Origin of the sequence: Microbispora sp. H10949, assembly GCF_014161435.1 — a bacterium.
Classification (GTDB): domain Bacteria; phylum Actinomycetota; class Actinomycetes; order Streptosporangiales; family Streptosporangiaceae; genus Microbispora; species Microbispora triticiradicis.
On sequence record NZ_JABBWZ010000009.1, the window covers coordinates 18832 to 36932 of the forward strand.

At 69.0% G+C, this 18101-nt stretch carries 17 protein-coding genes; 4 read left to right on the forward strand and 13 right to left on the reverse strand.

Translation table 11 applies throughout. From position 1 onward, the window contains the following. Positions 1-102: 102 nt before the first annotated feature. From HHX40_RS23140 to HHX40_RS23175, 8 genes are all read right to left on the reverse strand, one after another. Positions 103-969, reverse strand: a complete 867-nt coding sequence (locus HHX40_RS23140; protein ID WP_182882299.1) for a glycosyltransferase domain-containing protein — start codon at positions 967-969, stop codon at positions 103-105. 47 nt (positions 970-1016) lie between these two features. Next, positions 1017-2102: an FAD-dependent oxidoreductase gene (locus tag HHX40_RS23145; RefSeq protein ID WP_182882300.1), complete on the reverse strand. Its 1086-nt coding sequence runs from the start codon at positions 2100-2102 to the stop codon at positions 1017-1019. 159 nt (positions 2103-2261) lie between these two features. After that, positions 2262-3386, reverse strand: coding sequence for a DegT/DnrJ/EryC1/StrS family aminotransferase (locus tag HHX40_RS23150; RefSeq protein ID WP_182882301.1), 1125 nt, complete (start codon positions 3384-3386; stop codon positions 2262-2264). Continuing rightward, entirely contained in the window at positions 3383-4816 is a 1434-nt protein-coding gene (locus tag HHX40_RS23155) for a glycoside hydrolase family 30 protein (RefSeq protein WP_310738240.1), read from the reverse strand. The genes HHX40_RS23150 and HHX40_RS23155 overlap by 4 nt, the downstream gene beginning before the upstream one ends. Next, entirely contained in the window at positions 4813-5559 is a 747-nt protein-coding gene (locus tag HHX40_RS23160) for a class I SAM-dependent methyltransferase (protein WP_182882303.1), read from the reverse strand. The genes HHX40_RS23155 and HHX40_RS23160 overlap by 4 nt, the downstream gene beginning before the upstream one ends. Positions 5560-5939: 380 nt before the next feature. Then, positions 5940-7049 (reverse strand): ParB/RepB/Spo0J family partition protein, encoded by a 1110-nt coding sequence (locus HHX40_RS23165; RefSeq protein WP_182882304.1) that lies wholly within the window; start codon positions 7047-7049, stop codon positions 5940-5942. Between the two features lie 268 nt (positions 7050-7317). Then, entirely contained in the window at positions 7318-8037 is a 720-nt protein-coding gene (locus HHX40_RS23170) for a formyltransferase family protein (RefSeq protein ID WP_208759071.1), read from the reverse strand. Positions 8038-8071: 34 nt separating this feature from the next. After that, positions 8072-9226 carry a hypothetical protein gene (locus tag HHX40_RS23175; RefSeq protein WP_182882305.1) on the reverse strand — a complete coding sequence of 385 codons (1155 nt, stop codon included), beginning with the start codon at positions 9224-9226 and terminating at the stop codon, positions 8072-8074. Between the two features lie 405 nt (positions 9227-9631). Between HHX40_RS23175 and HHX40_RS23180 the strand changes: the two genes are divergently transcribed. Further along, positions 9632-12388 (forward strand): AMP-binding protein, encoded by a 2757-nt coding sequence (locus HHX40_RS23180; RefSeq protein ID WP_182882306.1) that lies wholly within the window; start codon positions 9632-9634, stop codon positions 12386-12388. 142 nt (positions 12389-12530) lie between these two features. Here HHX40_RS23180 and HHX40_RS23185 read toward each other — a convergent pair whose 3' ends face one another. Beyond that, positions 12531-12959 (reverse strand): hypothetical protein, encoded by a 429-nt coding sequence (locus HHX40_RS23185; RefSeq protein WP_182875048.1) that lies wholly within the window; start codon positions 12957-12959, stop codon positions 12531-12533. Positions 12960-12992: 33 nt separating this feature from the next. Next, the gene (locus tag HHX40_RS23190; RefSeq protein WP_182882307.1) at positions 12993-13505 is read right to left on the reverse strand and encodes a DUF2231 domain-containing protein; all 513 of its coding nucleotides are present in this window, start codon (positions 13503-13505) and stop codon (positions 12993-12995) included. Positions 13506-13636: 131 nt separating this feature from the next. On the opposite strand from HHX40_RS23190, the gene HHX40_RS23195 reads away from it, so the two are divergent. The 3 genes from HHX40_RS23195 (at position 13637) to HHX40_RS23205 (ending at position 15539) form a co-directional block, all read left to right on the forward strand. Continuing rightward, complete coding sequence (locus HHX40_RS23195) at positions 13637-14344, forward strand: helix-turn-helix transcriptional regulator (protein WP_220499487.1); 708 nt, start codon at positions 13637-13639, stop codon at positions 14342-14344. A 103-nt stretch (positions 14345-14447) separates the two neighbouring features. Beyond that, a complete protein-coding gene (locus HHX40_RS23200; protein ID WP_220499488.1) occupies positions 14448-14993 on the forward strand; it encodes a hypothetical protein in 546 nt (181 codons plus the stop codon). 57 nt (positions 14994-15050) lie between these two features. Beyond that, a complete protein-coding gene (locus tag HHX40_RS23205) occupies positions 15051-15539 on the forward strand; it encodes a GNAT family N-acetyltransferase (RefSeq protein WP_182882309.1) in 489 nt (162 codons plus the stop codon). A 62-nt stretch (positions 15540-15601) separates the two neighbouring features. Here HHX40_RS23205 and HHX40_RS23210 read toward each other — a convergent pair whose 3' ends face one another. The 3 genes from HHX40_RS23210 to HHX40_RS23220 form a co-directional block, all read right to left on the reverse strand. After that, a complete protein-coding gene (locus tag HHX40_RS23210; protein ID WP_182882310.1) occupies positions 15602-16861 on the reverse strand; it encodes an RNA polymerase sigma factor in 1260 nt (419 codons plus the stop codon). A gap of 77 nt (positions 16862-16938) precedes the next feature. After that, positions 16939-17313: a YciI family protein gene (locus tag HHX40_RS23215; RefSeq protein ID WP_182875052.1), complete on the reverse strand. Its 375-nt coding sequence runs from the start codon at positions 17311-17313 to the stop codon at positions 16939-16941. Between the two features lie 38 nt (positions 17314-17351). Next, entirely contained in the window at positions 17352-18008 is a 657-nt protein-coding gene (locus HHX40_RS23220) for a DUF998 domain-containing protein (protein WP_182882311.1), read from the reverse strand. Positions 18009-18101 lie beyond the last annotated feature (93 nt).

An 18101-nucleotide genomic window follows, 5' to 3' on the forward strand; every position in this document is an offset into this window, starting at 1 on the left:
TCCCTTGGGAATAGTGGAAATCGTCAGACGGTGGGCCGATCCGTGGTCCACGCCTTTCCCGTGCGCGGCCGGGACGATGTCCGGCCGTCGAAGGCCACCGGCTCAGATACGCACGATCTGGCCGGGGCGCACCGGCGTGGGCCCGGCCGCGTACGCGACACTCAGCCACTCGGGCAGCTGCTCCGTGTCCAGGAACTCCAGCGTCGCGGCCTTGGTGATGGAGCCGGCGAAATGCAGGTGCGCCGCGCCGCTCGGCACTTCGAGACGGGCGAGCAGCTCGTCGCGTTCCCTCTGGTAGGCGTCGCTCTCGACCCCCCGCTCCGCGAAATCGTGCACGTCACGCATCACTTCGCTGTAGACCACGTCGGGGATCACCGGTCCGAAGCACTCGAACATCGCCGCGTCGTGGTCGATGCCGACCATCTCCCGTTCGAGGAGGCTCACCAGGGTCCAGTGGTACTGGTCGCTCCAGCTGAACTGCTCGTGGTACCGGTAACCGTGCGCCTGCAGGTGCACGAGCAGCTCGAACTGGTCCGTCGGGGCCTTCGCGTACTTGACGCACAGGTCGTGGATGTCCCCGGCGGGTCCGATGAGTCCGCCGGTGTTGATGTACGGATACCGGCCGGCCGGCGGGCCCGGGTGCAGCGCCATGCCGACCGGGCCGAGCGGCCAGCTGTTCAGTTCGCCGCTGAAGACGACGGGCTGGTCGTACCGCTCGTAGCCGGCTTCGAGGTGCCGCTGGCCGCGGATGAAAAGGGCGTCGTACGCGTCCGTGACGACGACCAGTTCGTCGCGGGCGGCGACGCGGAGGAGCTGTTCGGCCAGCATCCGCCGCTTGTCGGCGAATTGGTACGCCGACTGTTCGGGGTGCAGGACGACGAGTTCGAGGTCGACCGCCTCGCAGGACGGATTGAGAAGGCGGACGAGAAATGGATGCGTTAAATCGGTTGCTATAGTGATTATCTTCATGATCGAGTCAACATCCTATTCGCCTTGACTGCCAATCGGGCAATTACCTACAACGGGCGGCTCGCCGCGGTGGGATCCCCGACAATTCGCACCACTTCACGGGCGGCGTCGACGCATGTGGATATCTTTCCGGAGAACACGGACGTCACCCGCTCGTTGATTCTGTGGACCAGCGTCGGTCTGGCGTCGGTGTCCTCGACGTGCGGGAGCACCGCCCGGATCGTGAACAGCGATCCCATGTGATCGGCCTCCTCGATTCCGACGAGGAACTCGGACGCGCCGGCCACGAAGAGGGGGAAGTTGGTCGGCGACGGGTTGCGCCGCAGCCCGTTGTCGACCAGGCCGATCAACGGCTCGGGTACCAGCGGCAGCAGACCGACCGTCGAAGCGTGGATGGCGTGCGCGACGTTGCCGAAGAGGAACGTGTCGGTGCCCGCGATGGGGTCGATGCACATGAACGGCCCGTCGAGGATGATCAGGCTGGTGTCCCGGTACTCCGGCGGCAGCTTGACCACCGGCTTCTCGCAGACCTCGAACTTGTACTGCATGGCACGGCCGGGGATCGTGGTCTCGATGTGGTTGAGCGCGGCGTACGTCGCCAGCACCACGTGGTCGAAATCCTCCAGGTCGGACAGCTCGACCGGAGCTCTCAGCCGCACCTCGACCAGACTCCGCCGGAGTTTGCGCCAGCACAGCCCCCTGAGCCGTTCGACGTCGATGCCGGATTCCTCGACCCGCAAGGAGATCTCGACGGATTCGCGGCGCAGGAAGGGAGGGTACTGCTCGTAATACTCCAGGCCCATGTGGTCCAGGAAGCCCAGGAACGTCTCCGCGTCGACCAGGCTCTTCTCCCGCGCGATCGCCACGTACCGCCGGCACGACGACACGACGCTCTCCGGGAACTCGGTGGCGAAGGACCCGACGCCGTCCAGCACCGAGCGTGCCGTGTCGATGCTGCGCGGATAGTGGTAGCCGCGATGCAGGCGCCGCTGATTGGTGCTGCTGGCACCCAGCAGCAGGTCGCTGTTGCGTTCGAACAACACGACGTCGTAGCCTGCGCGGTCAAGATGGAGAGCCGACGTGACGCCGAAGATGCCACCACCGACGACCGCGACTCGTGCACCGGCCTGCACCGTCCACCTCCTGGGCTGATCCTCGTGAATGCGCGGTTGTGCAACGCCCGCTCCTGCTCCTGCCGTCGATCGACCGTCCGCGGCGGTCGGCGGTGCCGCGGACTCCGTGCCTTCGCCTGACGACGGACGCGCCTGACGACGCGCCCGAAGACGACGCGTCTATCGATGGACGCGCCTCGCGCTCGACTCCGCCTCGTGGACCGCGTCCGCCACCGCCGCCTGCTCGGCGGCCGTGATGCCGGGAAACATGGGCAGGGACAGACACTCCCGGGCCAGTGCCTCGGTGACGGCCAGCCGCCGGCTGTGGTCCGCCGGCGCATAGGGGCGCATCGGCGGCAGCAGGTGGACGGGAGTCGGATAGTGCACCGCCGTGGCGATTCCCCGAGCCCGCAGCGCCGCACGCATCCTCGTGCGATCGGCGCCGGAGACGACGTAGAGGTGGTACGCGTGCTCGACGCCGGTGGCCTCGGTGGGCAGATCCAGGTGTGACCGCGCCAGGAGCCGGCCGTACCGGGCCGCCGCCTCGCGCCGCGCCCGGACGCACCCGTCCAGGTGGCGGAGCCTCACCCGCAGCACAGCGGCCTGTACGGCGTCGAGGCGCCAGTTGTACCCCACGCGCACGTGGTCGTCCCGGTCGGCGCGCCGGCCGTGGTCGCGCAGCTCCCTTATCCGGTCGGCGATGTCGGCACGGTCGGTGGTCACCGCGCCCGCGTCGCCCACCGCCCCGAGGTTCTTGGACGGGTAGAAGCTGAACGTCGTGGCGTCGGCCAGGGATCCGACCCGCCGGCCGTGGTACGACGCGCCATGCGCCTGGGCCGCGTCGCAGATGACGGTCAACCCGTGCCGCCGGGCCACCTCCGTGATCGGGCCGATGTCCGACGGCTGGCCGTACAGGTCCACGGCCACGATGGCCCGGGTCCGGGAGGTGACGGCGGGCTCCACCGCGTCGACCCGCATGGTCCGGTGCCGGGGATCGATGTCGACGAACACGGGCACGGCGCCGACGTGGACGATGGCGGCGGTGGTCGCCACGAAGGTGGCGGACACCGTGATGACCTCGTCACCGGGGCCGACCCCGAACGCGAGCAACGCCGCCTGCAACGCGGTCGTACCCGAACTGACGCCGACGCAGTGACCGGCGCCGCAGTATCGCGCGAACTCCCGCTCGAAGGCCGCGACCTCGGGGCCCGAGATGTACCTGCCGTCTTCCAGCACCTCGCGCACGCGGGACCAGACCTCGTCCCGTGGCATCGACCGAGCCAGATCGTTGAACGGAACCTTCATCTGACTCCCGCCACCCCCGGTCCCCCTGGTACCACGATCGTCAGCAGCGCCCGCGGCGGAACGCGCACGGAGATCCCGGACTCGGCCGGGCGAGCCGTGTGCGTCCGGTCCAGCGAGTGGGAGGAATCGGTGAGGTAGGCGGCAGCGCCCGCCCACGACGCGTACGGGCCGGCTGAGACGTCCACGTCGAAGGGCTCGTGGCCGTCGTTGAGCAGCTCGACGACGCGGGACGAGTCGGGGTTCTCGAAGGCGGACACCTTGACGGCGCCATCGCTGACGTGGGCGGAGACCCGCCTGGCGCCCGGACGGATGAACCTGCTGAACGCGGCCACCGCCCCTAGCCGCTTGGAGACGTGGAACCGCTCCCCGTCGATGCGGATCAACGCGCGGGTGTCGGCGTCCGGTGACGCTCCGAACCAGTAGATGTAGGCGCTGACGTCGGCCATCGTCAGGCAGTCGTGGATGTTCCGGGCGACGGCGATGCCGTCGGTCGGGTCGCCGCTGTCCCACCGCGCGTTCCAGCCGTCGCCCAGGACGTCCGGGGACCACTCGGTCATCCAGTTCGGCCGCCGCGTCGGCAACGGGCTGCGCGCCATGCGTTCGTGCTCGTTGGCCCGGCTGCCGTACTGATGGGCGCCGTGGATGGCCACGCTGGCGGCGGCCAGCGGGTCGGCCTCGATCGCGGCGGTGAACTCCGCCTGGAAGTTCCAGCCGAGCGAGTCGCAGCAGACGACGTTGAGCGGCAGCCCCTGGCCCTCGACAGCACGACCCACGACCTTGGCGAGGTCGACCATCTGCTCCGTGTTCAGCTGCATGGTGGCGTACGGCCTGGCGATCTCCGGTTCGTTGGCGAAGCCGAGGTCGGTGATCCGGATCCCCTCACTGGCATAGAACCGGACATACTGCAGGAGGTAGTCGGCGTAGCATTCGCGCCAGTCATCGCCCGCCGGCAGGACCCCCGGCAGGCCACGCAGGGTGCCGCCGTCGGCGTCCGAACCGTTGTCCTTCATGTATCCCGGGGCGCTCCACGCGGAGGCGTAGAACCGGCTGACCCCGTACGCCTGCGCCTGCTTGGCGAGCCACACCTGCCCGCTGTCGTCACCGTCCCAGACGTACCGCGGCGGCGCCGCCGGACCGCCTGGATCCGCGGGCTGGATGGACCTGTGGTTGGGATAGACGCCGTCCGCGGAGGAACCGATGCACAGTCGCAGAATGCTGAGGCCGGCCCCGGTCGCCGGGCTGAGGAGCAGGTCGAGCACTTCCTGACGGGAGGACTTGGGCAACTCCCGGATGACGGCGGCTCGCTGGAAAGCCTGGCAGAAACCGAAGCCGTGAATCTCCTGATGCTTTGTGCCGAAATCTACCCTCGCCTCGAGGGACAATTCATCACCTCCGTCTTCCACAGCCCCGGCCGGGAATCGGCGCCTCACAGGCTGAAGAAGATCATCGAGTTGTAGTCTTCCCAGTGCAACGCGTTGATGCCGAGGCTCTCCCGAAGTGCCGTCAATCCGGCGAAACCCACATCCGGCAGTGCGCGTGCCGCGGTGAAGCACGGAATCCCCTGCTCCGCCAGCCAGCGGCACAGCACGATGCTCTCCTCGCCCCAGCCCCACTCGTCGGGCCACTTGACGATGTCATGCACGCTCACCTCGGCCCGCGGAAACCGCGGCAGAATCTCCGCCAGATACCATTCCGCGAACTGCGCGGAATGATCCGAATCCAGAAACAGATAGTCGGCCGACTCGGGCAACGCCGCCGTCGACTCGCGAACGTCCCCCTGGTGGAAGTGCCAGCGATCCGCCGCGAGATCCGCCGGGACGTTCCGGACGCTGTCGTCGACCAGATCGTAGGAGTGCAACCGGCCCGTCCCGTTGTCGGCGAGCGCCCGCAGTATCCACGAGGTCGACCAGCCGCTGCCGCTGGAGATCTCGACGACGTTCTCCGGGCGCGACTGCCGGATGCGCAGGTACGTCAGCTCCGCCTCGATGTCGCAGACCTGCGGATCCAAACCCTTGGACACCCAATTCGCGTACAGCAGCCGCTGATGCTCTCTGGCCTCTTTCAAATCACGCTCGAAGCGGTGGTAAAGGTCCCGGCTGCGCTCCAGTTCACCATCCGGAAAAGAGACCTTCGCCCATATCTCCTGCTGGTACTCACGGGTGATGTTATGCACGGTCTGCCCCCAATATGAAGATCGAACGGGAAATACGTGACATGGACGGCACCCTGGATCGAACAGCGGCAGGAACCTTCACCGGTCCAGGTGAACGCATATCCGATCAAAATGTCAATCCGGCGGTGCGTCATGACGGCGAAGTCGGAGCCTCGGAATTCGCCGGGCTTGTTTGGTCCGGCCATGCGATTGATACTGGTCCCGATATGCGGCGGGCACGGCCACGAGCGGAACCGCCGCCGGCCGGACTCCTGGACAGGAGGCGGCCGGCGCCGGGTCACCCTGGACGCGTTCCACGCCCGGCGCGGCCATGCCCGCCGCCTCGGGCAGAGCGTTCAACTGGCAACAGCTTTCGGTTGAACGCCGAAAGTTTCGGACTATCAGGCGCCCGGCGCGCTCGACTCCAACTGCTCCGCGAACTGCATCCAGGAGTCGGCGACCTGGCGTGCGTAGTCGGCGACGGCGTGTGCGCAGTGCTTGGGCACCGCCTCGACCTTGTCCTCCCACTCGAGAATGCCGATTCCGAGGCTGGACAACCGGCGCAGCAGGACGCGACCGGAATCGGTGTACCGAAGAGAGGGGTCTTTCATCAGCATCTTCAGGATGTCCGACGCCTCATGAGCCGCACGCCTGCCCTGGGCCCGGCGCCGCGCCGGCGACGACGTGCCACGGGACACGTCCTGCGCCGCCGCTTCCTCCTGGACCGGCGACCCGGCCGGTGGCTCCTCGCACTCGCCGCCCAGGGCGGCCGGCGCGGGGTCCTCTCCGCTCATGAGGCGTCTGCGCACGTCGAACGCGGTGCCAACGGAGATTCCCGCCTCTTTCGCCACCCGCCTGATCGAGGCGTCCGGATCCGCGCGCAGGATCTCACCGGCCAGGATGCGTCCCTCGGTCCCGTCGAGTGGTCTCAGTCTGCCGTCCCGTCCGATCCTGCCCCGCGTTTCGGGGATCCGGTCCGCGAGACGTGCCCGGATCGCGGACACCGTCTTGGTGGCGATGCCGGTCGCCCGCGCGATGGCGCGGTCCGACCACTGCGGATGGGAGCAGACGATGCGTTCGGCAGCGGCTTGACGGTCGGCCCGGGTGAGCGGCAGACCGTGCTTGATGTTCGCCGCCACCGCCAGGACGAACAGGTCGTGGCCCTCCCCGTCCTCGACGAACCGCACTTCGATGGTCTCGGAGCCCCGCAGCACGGCCGCCTGGAGCCGGTGCATACCGTCGATCACCCGCATGCTCGGCCGGTGGACGATGATCGGGGGGAATTCAGCCTCGGATTCAGCGAGCATACGCGTGTGTTCGGCGCTTTCTCCGGCTAATCTGGGTGAATCGGCCGGGAGAAGCGCGGAGATGGGAACCACGAAGGTCGAACAAGCGTCGGAAAGAAGATTCCGGGCCAAGGCGCTCTGTTTCTGCTGGGCTTCCTGTTTTTTAGTGACCACGAGCAGATATACCCCCGCGCAAGACGTGATACTGTCTTTGCATGCCCGCATGAGCGATATGGAGATTTCCCATATTGATCATGCCGCGTCGAAAGCGTAATAAGATCGTTGACCATCCGTCAAGTGACCTGTTTGACGAAGGGGAGAGCGGTTTCATCGCCTCCCGCCGCCACCGTGCGTACGAGAGGCCCCCGGTCGGGCCCTGCGGGCGTCCACAGAGCTTCCCGGTCCTCCGCCGAAGAATTACGCTGGCCTCACGGCCGCGCGGCGCTGCCAGGTGATGCGGGCCGGAGACACGATCGGACGCGTCCTCGTCTCGTCAGTCCGCAGGGCGGGCGCCGTGGTCGACCAGTGCCCAGCGATCACTGATGACCTGGGCGGAGGACGCGGCGGTGAGAGCGCCGAGTTCGGGTTTGAACAAGGGCAGGGCGTCCATCGCCGGCTCCCAGGTGGCGAGCGCCTCGTCCTGCGGAACCTCGATGCGCACCCCCCGTTCGAGGTCGCGCAGGGTTCGCAGAACCAGCCGGATGCCGAGCGGGGCGAGCAGTTCCCGCCACAGGTACTGCGCATCGACGCCCGGCGGCACCAGAACGTGCTCCTGAGCCGCGATGGGGCCGGCATCCGTCCGTTCCGTGAGGTGGTAGACCGTGCCACCGCTCACCCGGTCGCCGTCCCGTATGGTCCACCTGATCGCGTCCCTGCCTCTGTGCAGCGGCAGGAGGCTCGGGTGGTACCCGAGACTGGCCACCCTCGCCCGGGCCCGGGTCGCCCGCCCGATGAACGCGTGCGAATGCGCGGCGAGAACGACGTCCGTGTGCTCCGGAATCTGATGCGCACGGAGTAATGCGGCCGGGACCCACGGAACACGCCGGGGACACGCCCAGGAGCGCAGCCTGTCCCAGGCCAGGGGGTTGTCCTCGTCCCCGTGGCGCGCCTTCAGGGGCGGCGAGGAGACACCGACGATCTGATGCCGATCGGCCTGAAGCGCCTCCGCCATCGCGGTGGCGAACCCTCCCTGCCCGGAAAGGAAGATATTCACGACTCCACCTCCTGCATGACCTGTCACCGAAGAGCTAGGGACGCCGATCGCTTCCTGACGCACATCCGATTCCCGCTTGGACCCGCGCGACGACGTCCTCCAGTACGCCGGATCCGAGAAACCCCTCTTTGTGCTGGACCCGAGCCAGACCATGGCCCGGGGTGCGGTCCACGTAGAATTTCAGGTCGTCATACGTGCGCGCGCTTCTTGTGGGCACCCACTGCCATTCCGTACCCTCCGGACGGAAAAGCGTGGTGTCCGACACGATGACGCGTGGGACCCTGCGCCGCTTGAGTTCCGCGTTGAATCCGGTCAGCTCGCTGGCGTCGAAGCGGCCGGAACTCTCCAGAACCTGTCGCCGGCGGCGCAGGCCGGGCGGTCCGTCGCTCTCCAGTGCGGCCACGTCGACGATGAGCGGTTTGATCTCCACGAACGGCCCCGGCGCGGCGCGGAACGTCCTGTGCGTGTACGGATAGTGGAGCACCACCTGGCTTCCGGCCCACGGCGCCAGCGCCCGGGCGACCGACGCCAGGACCTCGTCGAAGGTCAGGCCGTCCCGGAGCGCGAATTGGCGGGTCCGCGCCCCGGCGATCAGTGGGATCCCGCGGATCCCGGGTGTCGCCACCTCGCCCAGCGCCTTCTCGACCGCATCGAGGTCGGCGCGCGGCAGGTCGTCGAAGCGCCGATGGTATTCCGGCGTCTCAGAGAAGCCTCCGGAGGACATCACGGTCCGGTGGCCGAAGTAACCGCGTATCCCGGCGAAGAGTTCCGCCGCGTCCCGTGCGTCGGTGGAGAGATGATTCAGCTTGCAGAAGAGCAGGGACTTTCCGCCCTCGACGAGCTGGAGCCAGACACGCAGCACCTCGTTGAGGGCCAGCGGATGCGCATTGTGATAGGACGTCGCAGCTTCCGCGATCAGGTCCGGATCGTCCGGCAAAGGGTGCCGGCCGACCTCGAACCCTGTCGTCACCGATTCCTCGGGGATATCCAGTGCATACGCGAGGGCGCGGGTGACACCCGTTCGCCTGATCATGGCGAGGAATTCGAACCGCAGCGCCATGGGATCGCCCCGGACATCACCCAGGTAAGCCGCGCGATGATTGATATCGCATTCGAGGTTCAACTGAGAGGAAAATCGGTGAATCTCCCGAAGGGTGGGAGGCGCACCGCCGCGCAGGGCGTATTCCACTGGCCTTCCCTCATTCTCCAGCCGGACAACTTCACGTGACACTAGGCAGCCGGTTTCGGAGCTGTCAACGCACGCGGGATCCCCGTCGTTCAGCTCTTACGCGTATCGGCCGATCCTGCTACGTTTTCAACACCGCCATGTGAACAATGTTGGAGGCCGGCCCACCCGCGCTTCCGCCTCCACTTCACCCCGACCGGCTCCTCCTGGCTGAACCTGGTCACCGCCCTTCTGCACGTGAAGTGACCAAATTCCTGTGGTCCTGCCGAAAGGCCGAGGCCCGAATACGCATCGATTCAACGGCGACGGCCGGCTCAGGTTGCGGCTCGAACAGGGAGCTTCCGAGGCCACTCAATCTCTCGGATCACCGGACACACATGTGAAAGGCTTGCCAAGTAGATGTTGCGCATGTCTGAGATCATCGAGCAAGCGCTGTGCCGCCATCCTGGCCTTCCTGCTCTGACCAGCGGGAACGTGACCTACGACTACACGGATCTGCACCTGCTGTCCCAGCGCGTCATCGCCCGGTTGAGCCGCAGCGCCCGGCCGGGACAGCGGGCCGTCATCGTGGGAGACCACAGCCTCGCCAGCGTCGTCTGGGCGATCGCCACATTGAGATCCGGGCTGATATACACACCGGTTCATGCTCTTTCCCCCGTCGACCGGCTCAGCCAGGAGATCCGCTGCGCCAAGCCGGCCGTCGTCGTGTGCTTCGACGAGGAGCTCGCCGGCACCCTGCGCCGGCTGACCGACGCCGAGGTGATCGTCGCGGGTCCGCTGGAGCGGATCGCGGCCGACGCGCCTGAGGCGCCCACACTTGAGGACACCCGGGAACCGATCGCCTACTCGATCTTCACCTCGGGCTCCACCGGAGAACCGAAACTGGTCGACGTCGGTCACCGCGGGCTCGAACCGCTCTGCCGGGCCCAGACCGCGGCGTTCGGCCTGCGCCCCGGTCTGCGGGTCCTCCAGTTCTCCTCTCTCGCGTTCGACGCCTCGATCTCGGAACTGGTGGCCACGCTCTACGCGGGGGCCACGATCGTCGTCCCCGACCGTACGGATCGCTCCTGGCTGGGCGCGGTGAACGACTGCCTGCTCGCGCGCCAGTGCGACCTCGCCACGCTGCCCCCTTCGGTGTACGCCAGACTGGCCCCCGAGGCCGTCCGCACGCTCTCCACCGTCGTCTTCGCCGGCGAGGCGCTGACCGAGCCGGAGTGCGAAAGGGCGCTCAAGCACGCCAGGGTGTTGAACGCCTACGGCCCCACCGAGGGGACCGTGTGCTTCTCCATCGCCGAAGTGATCGAGCACGTCGGTGACATCGGTACCCCGATCGACGGGTACGGCCTGCGGATCTTCGACGCGGAGACCGGGCGGTACGCCGATTCCGGCACGGGAGAGCTCGTCATCGTCGGTCCAGGCGTGGCCCTCGGCTACCACGGGGACGGCGAAGCGACGGCGAGCCGGTTCCGCACCATCGACGACGCTCCCGCGTACCACACCGGAGACCTCGTCTCCTACGCGAACGGGCGGCTTTCCTACATCGGCCGTACGGACGACCAGATCAAACGTCTGGGTCACCGGGTCAACCTGACCGGCCTCGAGACCCGTTTCTCCCAGGGACTCGGCTTCCGTGTCGCGGTACTCGTCGCGGGCGGGCGCCTCGTCCTCGCCCATGTCGACGGACCCGGCGAAGCGGAGATCATGGCGCGTCTGCGCCGGCTCGCGCCCATGTGGGAGCTCCCCGATCTCGTCGTGCGGCTTGACGCCATGCCTCTGACGGTGGGTGGAAAGGCAGACAAGAACGCCATAACCTGCTTGATCGGTGACGAGCACGGCCGGAGGCTCTCCCCGGACGTGGTCACCGAACCGGATGTGACCGACTTCGATCGGGTCCGAGGGATCGCCGAAGAGCTGCTCGGACAGGCACTCGATCCCGACGCGTCCGTCTACGACGCGGGCGGCGGGTCTCTGACGCTCGTCTCCCTTCAGGTGCGGCTTGGCGAGTACTACGGCGAGGAGGTCGTTCAGGCGGCGTTGGAAGCGCTTGACTACGACTTCACCGTCAACGGTTTCGTCGCGGCGCTCAACGGAGGCCGGGATCCGGGGAGCGGCACCGTCGCGTCCGTGGTGCGTGCCGCCGAGAAGGAGCTCGACGCCTGGCACGTGGCGTTGGTCACGCGCCGGGCCGGAGCGGAGGGCGATCGGCGACGCGTACTGATCACCGGCGCGTCCGGTTTCGTGGGCGGACGTGTGCTCGACCGCGCGCTCGATGTCTTCGACCACGTCTACGTCGCCACCACCGGCGTTCCGGAAGCGCTGCCGGCGGTACACGCCAAGCGGTGGGGGCGCGGAAGCGAGGACTACCGGACCGTCGACGTCGTCACGTTCGAGGAGCTCGGAAGAGCGGCGGAGAACGGAGAACTCGACTTCGGCGCGGTCATCCACTGCGGATACGAGGTCAACCACCTCCTTCCGCTGGAACGGCAGGTCGCGACGAACGTCGCCGCGACGAAGCGGGTGGCCCTCGCGGCGTCCTCCGCGGGGGCCGGCAAGTTCGCGTTCCTCTCCGCCGCTTCGAGCGGAGCGCAGTTCGGCCCCGTGACCGTGGAGCGTGTCGCGGCGGTCCCCGAGCCGTATTCGCAGTCGAAACTGCTGTGCGAGATGTATCTGGACGAGCTGACCAGGGCAGGTTGCGCGGTCGACGTGCACCGGATGTCGCTGGTGTACGGCCACGGCCCCCAGGAAGGGGGCTTCCTCCGCAACGACAAGTACTTCCAGCTCCTCCGGCACTCGCGGAAGATCGGCGCGTTGCCCCGGCTCGTCGGCGGCCTGCCGGTCTGTGATGTCCGGACCGTGGTCGACAGGGTCGTCACCGGACTCGCGCACCCGGAACCGACGAAACAGATCATCGTCGATGACATCTACGACCTTGAGCGACTGGCCCACGCGATCGGCATCGGCGCCGCCGACGTGCTGGAGTTCGATCAGTGGTGCGAGGCCGTGAGCGCCGCCGGCGTGTCGGACCCGCGGTGGCTCGCCGCGATCCGCGCGGCCGGGCCGAATCTCGGCCCGATCGACGGGCCGCACACCCTTACGAAGGGATCCCTCCTCGAAGAACTGATGCGCGTGCACGGGAACGGAGAGCACGTGCTCATCCGAGACTGAACCTCCGGGGGGCTCCCCCTCAGCAGGGCCACGGCACGGCTGGGGTCGGACCGCTCGGGCACGATGACGGTCCGCCGCCGCTCGGCGGCGGCCAGGTCCACGCGTCGCACGGCTCGTCGATCACCCGGGTACCAGAGCGCGGTCAGCCGCCGCCCATGCCGAGCGCGGTCAGCAGCACCAGGACCACGGTGACCACTGCCAGCAGGCCGTGTCCGGCCACGATCACGACCGGGAAGTGCCGCTCGGCCGGTCCCGCCGTACCGGTGGCGCCGGGCCCGCCGGCCACCGCCGTACGGGAGCGGTAGGCGGGGATCCACCGGGCGAACATCGCGAAGCCCAGCAGCGCGACCGGCACCAGCAGGACCAGCGCGACCCACGCCAGAGCGTCGATGCCGGCGAACAGGTACACGATCCACACCACCAGCCCGGCGGCGGCCAGCGCGAAGTGGCCGAAGATCAGCCCTGGTGAGAAGCGGCTGGTACGCCGGCCGCCTCTGGCGATCCAGACGCCCAGCATCACGAAGCCGCCCACTGCGGTGAGCAGCCAGGTGACGAGTGCCGCGATAGCCATGATGAGTTCTCCTCCTGTGATGGTGGATGAGGGTCAGCGCCGGAAACCGCCGGCCTGGGTGACCTCGTCGGCAACCCGTACGCCGTAGCGGTAGGCGAGCTTGCCGCCCAGGTAGCCGGAGATCGCGAGCAGCGCCAGGCCGCCCGCCGAGAGCAGCAGCGGGCCGAGCTCGACCGGGCCCGCCGCCTCGCCGGCCCGGCGCCAGAGGAAACCGGCGGCGTACGCGGCGGTGATCACGAGGTTCAGGCCCATGTGGAGCAGACCCGTGCGGAACGCCGGCGTGCCGGCCGGGATGGCGAACAGGTCGAGGAAGCCGACCGACGCCGCGGCCAGCGCGCCGAGCACGCCGATGGCGATCAGCCACTTCGAGCCCTCGGCGAGGAAGCCCGGATCGGGCGCGAACCTGGAGGCGAGGTCGAAGACCATGCTCGCCACCCAAGCCCCGATGGGCACCGTGACCAGCATCGGATGGAACGGATGACCATACGGCCCGGCCAGGACCGGGCTGACCGGTCGTTTCGCCTCGTGCAGTGCTCCATCGGCCATCGTCGACCTCCGCATGCGTCCGCTAGTTACGCCAACAAATGTTGGTCTTATTCGCTCCGGTGGTCAAGGGACTCCGCGAACTGAAGGGCTTGAGGTTTTCCGACCGCAGTCGCGGGCGTTATCGTGACCGGGTGACGACCGATCCCGCGATCACGGCGGTGGCCGCGCTCGACGACGTGCTGCGCCGGGGCATGTACGCCTACATCCGCAGGGCGCGCCGCCCGGTGACCCGTGACGAGGCCGCCGCCTCGGTCGGGATCTCCCGCAAGCTGGCCGCCTTCCACCTGGACAAACTGGTGGACGCCGGGCTGCTGCGCGCCCGTTACGAGCCGGTGGGCGGCATCCGCAAGGTCGGCCGCACGCCGAAGGTCTACGAGCCGGCCGAGACCGACATCCGCGTCACGATCCCCGAACGGCGGCACGAGGTGCTGGCCGGCATCCTCATGGATGCCGTCCTCGCCGAGGGCGAAGGCGAGAGCGCCCGTCAGTCGGCGGTCCGGGTGGCCGGCCGGCGCGGCGAAGAGCTCGGCGCCTCGGAACGCGCCCGGGCCAAGCCCGGCAGGCTCGGCGCGGAACGCGCCCTCACGCTGCTCGAAGCCCTGCTGTCGCGGCACGGCTTCGAGCCCAGCCGGGAATCCTCCACCTGCGTACGGCTGCGCAACTGCCCGTTCCATCCGCTCGCGGCGCGGGCCCCCGAACTGGTCTGCGGGATCAACCACGCCTTCCTCGACGGCGTGCTCACCGGCCTGGAGGCCGCGAAGGTGCAGGCCGTTCTGGTGCCCCGGCCGGGAGAGTGCTGCGTCGAACTGCGCTCCTCCCCCCAGGGCGACCGGCCCTGACCGGCACGGCCGCCGTACCGTCGCCGTAGGCGCCTGTCTCCGCGCCCGGCAAGGCAGTGCCCGGCCCACCCTGCCTTCGCCCCGGCTCCCATGAGCGAGTTCAATGAACGGCATGCAGCGAATGACTGGACTGCTGGTCGGCGCGGTCTTCGGCGCGGTCTTCGTGATCGTGAACGCGCACGACCCGCTACATCCCGTGGCCGGGACTCTTCTGAAGGCCGCCGCCTGCCTGGGAGCCGCTGGTGTTGTGGCGATGTGGTTCGTCTCGGTCCGGAGGAATCGTCCCGCCGAAGGACCGCGGCGGAACATGTTCGGCCGCGGCTACGCGATCGTCGTCGCCGCCGAGGCGATCCTGCTCTTCGGCGGGATTCGGGTGCTCGCGTCATGGGGGCGCCCCGCGGAGACCAACGTGGCCTGGGTGGCCCTGGTCGTAGGCCTTCACTTCATCGTGCTCGCGCCGATCTGGAAGGAGTGGGGCATCGCCGCGCCCGGTACCCTCCTCACCGTGCTGGGCGTCGCCGGTCTTGTCCTGGCCTCGACGGCCGCCGTCGGATGGGTCCCTTTCGTCAGCGGTGTGCTGTCCGGAGTGGTGCTTCTGAGTGGCAGTGTCGCCCTCGGCTGGCGTGATGCGACAGGGCGAACGGCCTGAGCAGCAGGTGCGTCAGCCATTGTGCCTGGTCAGGGCGATCAAGGGGAATCACGGAGAATGCTGATCAGACAAGCCCACGCGTCCGACTGGCCTGCCATTTGGCCCTTCTTCCACCGCATCGTGGCCGCGGGGGAAACCTTCACTTATCCCGTGGATTTGGGGAGGGAGGAGGGGCGCGACTGGTGGCTGTTGCCCGAGCCGAACCGCACGGTGGTCGCCGTGGACGACTCCGGCACGATTCTGGGCACGGCCAAGATGAACCGCAACCACATGGGCAACGCCGGACACATCGCCAGTGCCAGTTTCATGGTCGACCCGGCTCACGAGGGGCGGGGAGTGGGCCGTGCGCTCGGCGAGTACGCGGTGGATTGGGCGCGGGCGGCCGGCTTCCGGGCCATGCAGTTCAACGCGGTCGTGGAGACCAACGTGCGCGCGGTGGGACTGTACCGTTCGCTCGGATTCGAGGTGCTGGGCACCTTGCCGGAGGGTTTCCGCCACCCCGTGCGCGGCTACGTGGGTCTGCACATCATGCACCGCGCCCTGTGAGTCCGCCCCCATCACGACGTCGCAGGTCGTGACCGGGCCTCGGAACGTCCCTGTGGAGCGGGTCAGGCCGAGAGGGCGGTGGCGCGGCCGAGGAACAGGTCGCGCTCGCGTGCGTTCCGGGTCAGCTCGGCGGCGCGGCGGAACTCGGCGGCCGCCTCCTCGGACCGGCCGAGCCTGGCCAGCAGATCCCCGCGTACGGCGGGCAGGTGCGCGTACTCGCGCAGGGCGTGCTCGTCCCTGAGGCCGTCGGCGATCTCCAGCCCGCGCGCGGGCCCGTACGCCATGCCGACCGCGACCGCCCGGTTCAGCTCGACGACGGGTGACGGGGTGAGGTGGGCCAGCAGCCGGTAGAGGGCGGCGATGCGTTCCCAGTCGGTGGCCTGCGGGGTGAGCGCGCGGGCGTGGCACGCGGCGATGGCCGCCTGCAGCCCGTACGGCCCGAGCGTGCCCAGTTCCTCGGCGCGGCGCAGCGCCTCCAGGCCGCGGCGCACCAGGAGCCGGTCCCAGCGGCCCCGGTCCTGGTCGAGCAGGAGGACGGGCGCGCCGTCGGGGGCGGTTCTGGCCGGAATGCGCGACGCCTGAAGTTCCATGAGCGCGAGCAGGCCGTGCACCTCGGGTTCGGCGGGCATCAGGCCGGCCAGGACACGCCCGAGGCGCATGGCCTCCTGGCACAGCGACGGGCGGATCCAGTCGTCGCCGGAGGTCGCGGCGTACCCCTCGTTGAAGATCAGGTAGACGACCTCCAGGAGGGAGGCCAGCCGCGCCGGGAGCTCGGCGGGCGGCGGCAGCTCGATCGGGATCTTCTTGTCGGCGAGCGTGCGCTTCGCGCGGGAGATGCGCTGCCCGACCGTGGGCTCGGGCACGAGGAAGGCGCGGGCGATCTCGGCGGTGGACAGGCCGCCGAGCAGGCGGAGGGTGAGCGCGAGCCGGCCTTCGGCGGGGAGCGCTGGATGGCAGGCGGTGAAGATCAGGCGGAGCAGGTCGTCGCCGATGTGGTCGTCGAGGGCGTCGTCGAGCTCGGCTTCCGCCGACTCCTGGCGGAGCTCCATGTCCCGGCCGATCTCCCGCAGCTTGCGCTGGTAGATGTCGCGACGGCGGAACCGGTCGAGGGCCCGGTGCTTCGCGGTGAGCGTCAGCCAGGCCCCCGGATTGTCCGGCACTCCCTTACGGGGCCACTCTTCGAGCGCGGCCACCAGCGCGTCCTGCGCCAGCTCCTCGGCCAGCTCGATGTCGTTCACCATGCGGGCCAGGGCGGCGATGACGCGGGCGGACTCGATCCGCCACACCGCCTCCACCGCCCGGTGCGGATCAGGTGACGTCATGCGTCCTGCATACCGCATCCGGCCGCGGAGCGACGTCCGCGGCCGGGTACGGAGACAGGTGCGGGGACAGGGACAGTTCAGGCGGGTGCGGCGAAGTCCTCGGGCCCGAACAGCCGCAGCACGTCCGCCTCGCCCTCCCATCCAGGCCACAGGTCGCGGTGCAGCTTCAGGAAGCGGGTGGCCCATTCCACGGCCTCCTCCTTGCTCCGCACCTCGTACAGCGCGTAGCTGATCAGCTCCTTGGCCTCGGCGAACGGCCCGTCGCTGACGACCAGCCGGCCGCCGGCGACCTCGACTCTCGCCCCCTCGGCGCTGCCCGCCAGGCCGCTGGTGTCGAGCAGGGTCCCGGCCTCGGTGGCCTCCTGGCCGAGTTTGACGATGGCCTCCATGAGGTCGGCCGGCGGCGGCCCGTCGGGCTGGGCGGCGACCTTGAGGGTGACCAGGTATCGCATCGTGAACTGCCTTTCTCTAGAAAATTGAGGGTGGAAGGTCAGGCGGCTTCGCGGGACAGGTCCAGCGACACCAGCGACAGCCAGGTCCAGACCGCCACGATGCCGGCGACGAACATCAGGTTCGTCCAGGCGGCGCCGCCGCCGGCCGCGATGCCGGCGAACGAGCCGAGGAACAGGATGCCCGTGACACGGGAGTGCAGGGCGCTGCCGCCGCGACCCTCACGGGCCTGCCGCGAGGCGACGACGTGGCAGGCCGCCGCCATGCACAGGAACCCGACGCCCCCGACCGCCATGTGCAGGGTCCCCGAGAGGGTGACGGCTCCCGGCCCCTCCGGGGTGCCGGCGGGGAAGCCCATGGCGGGGTCGGCGGGGAAGATCGCCGCGCCGATCATGCTCGCGCCGAAGACGCCGACCAGGATCGGCGCCCACCGGGCTGCCCGTCCGGGCGCCAGGGCGCGGCGCAGGCCGACGGCGGCGGCGATCGTGGCCAGGCCGGTGAGGACGAAGTTGGCCGTCTGGATCCAGCCGAGATCGCCGTTGGCGAGGTAGCTCCACGGATGGCGGGCCAGGTCGAATCCCTCCCGGGTGAGCGCCTGGGCCATGGCGACGGTCACGTACGAAGGACCGGCGACGACGCCGCAGCCGAGGAGCAGGCGCTGGGCGGAGACCGGCCGGGAGAAGGCGATCTGGGTCATGGTGGTCGTCACCTCGTGTCGGCGGGGCCGGCCCGTCCGGCCCTCTGGACACGCTGCGAACGAGCCGGGCCGGTTTCGACACGCGTCCAGAAG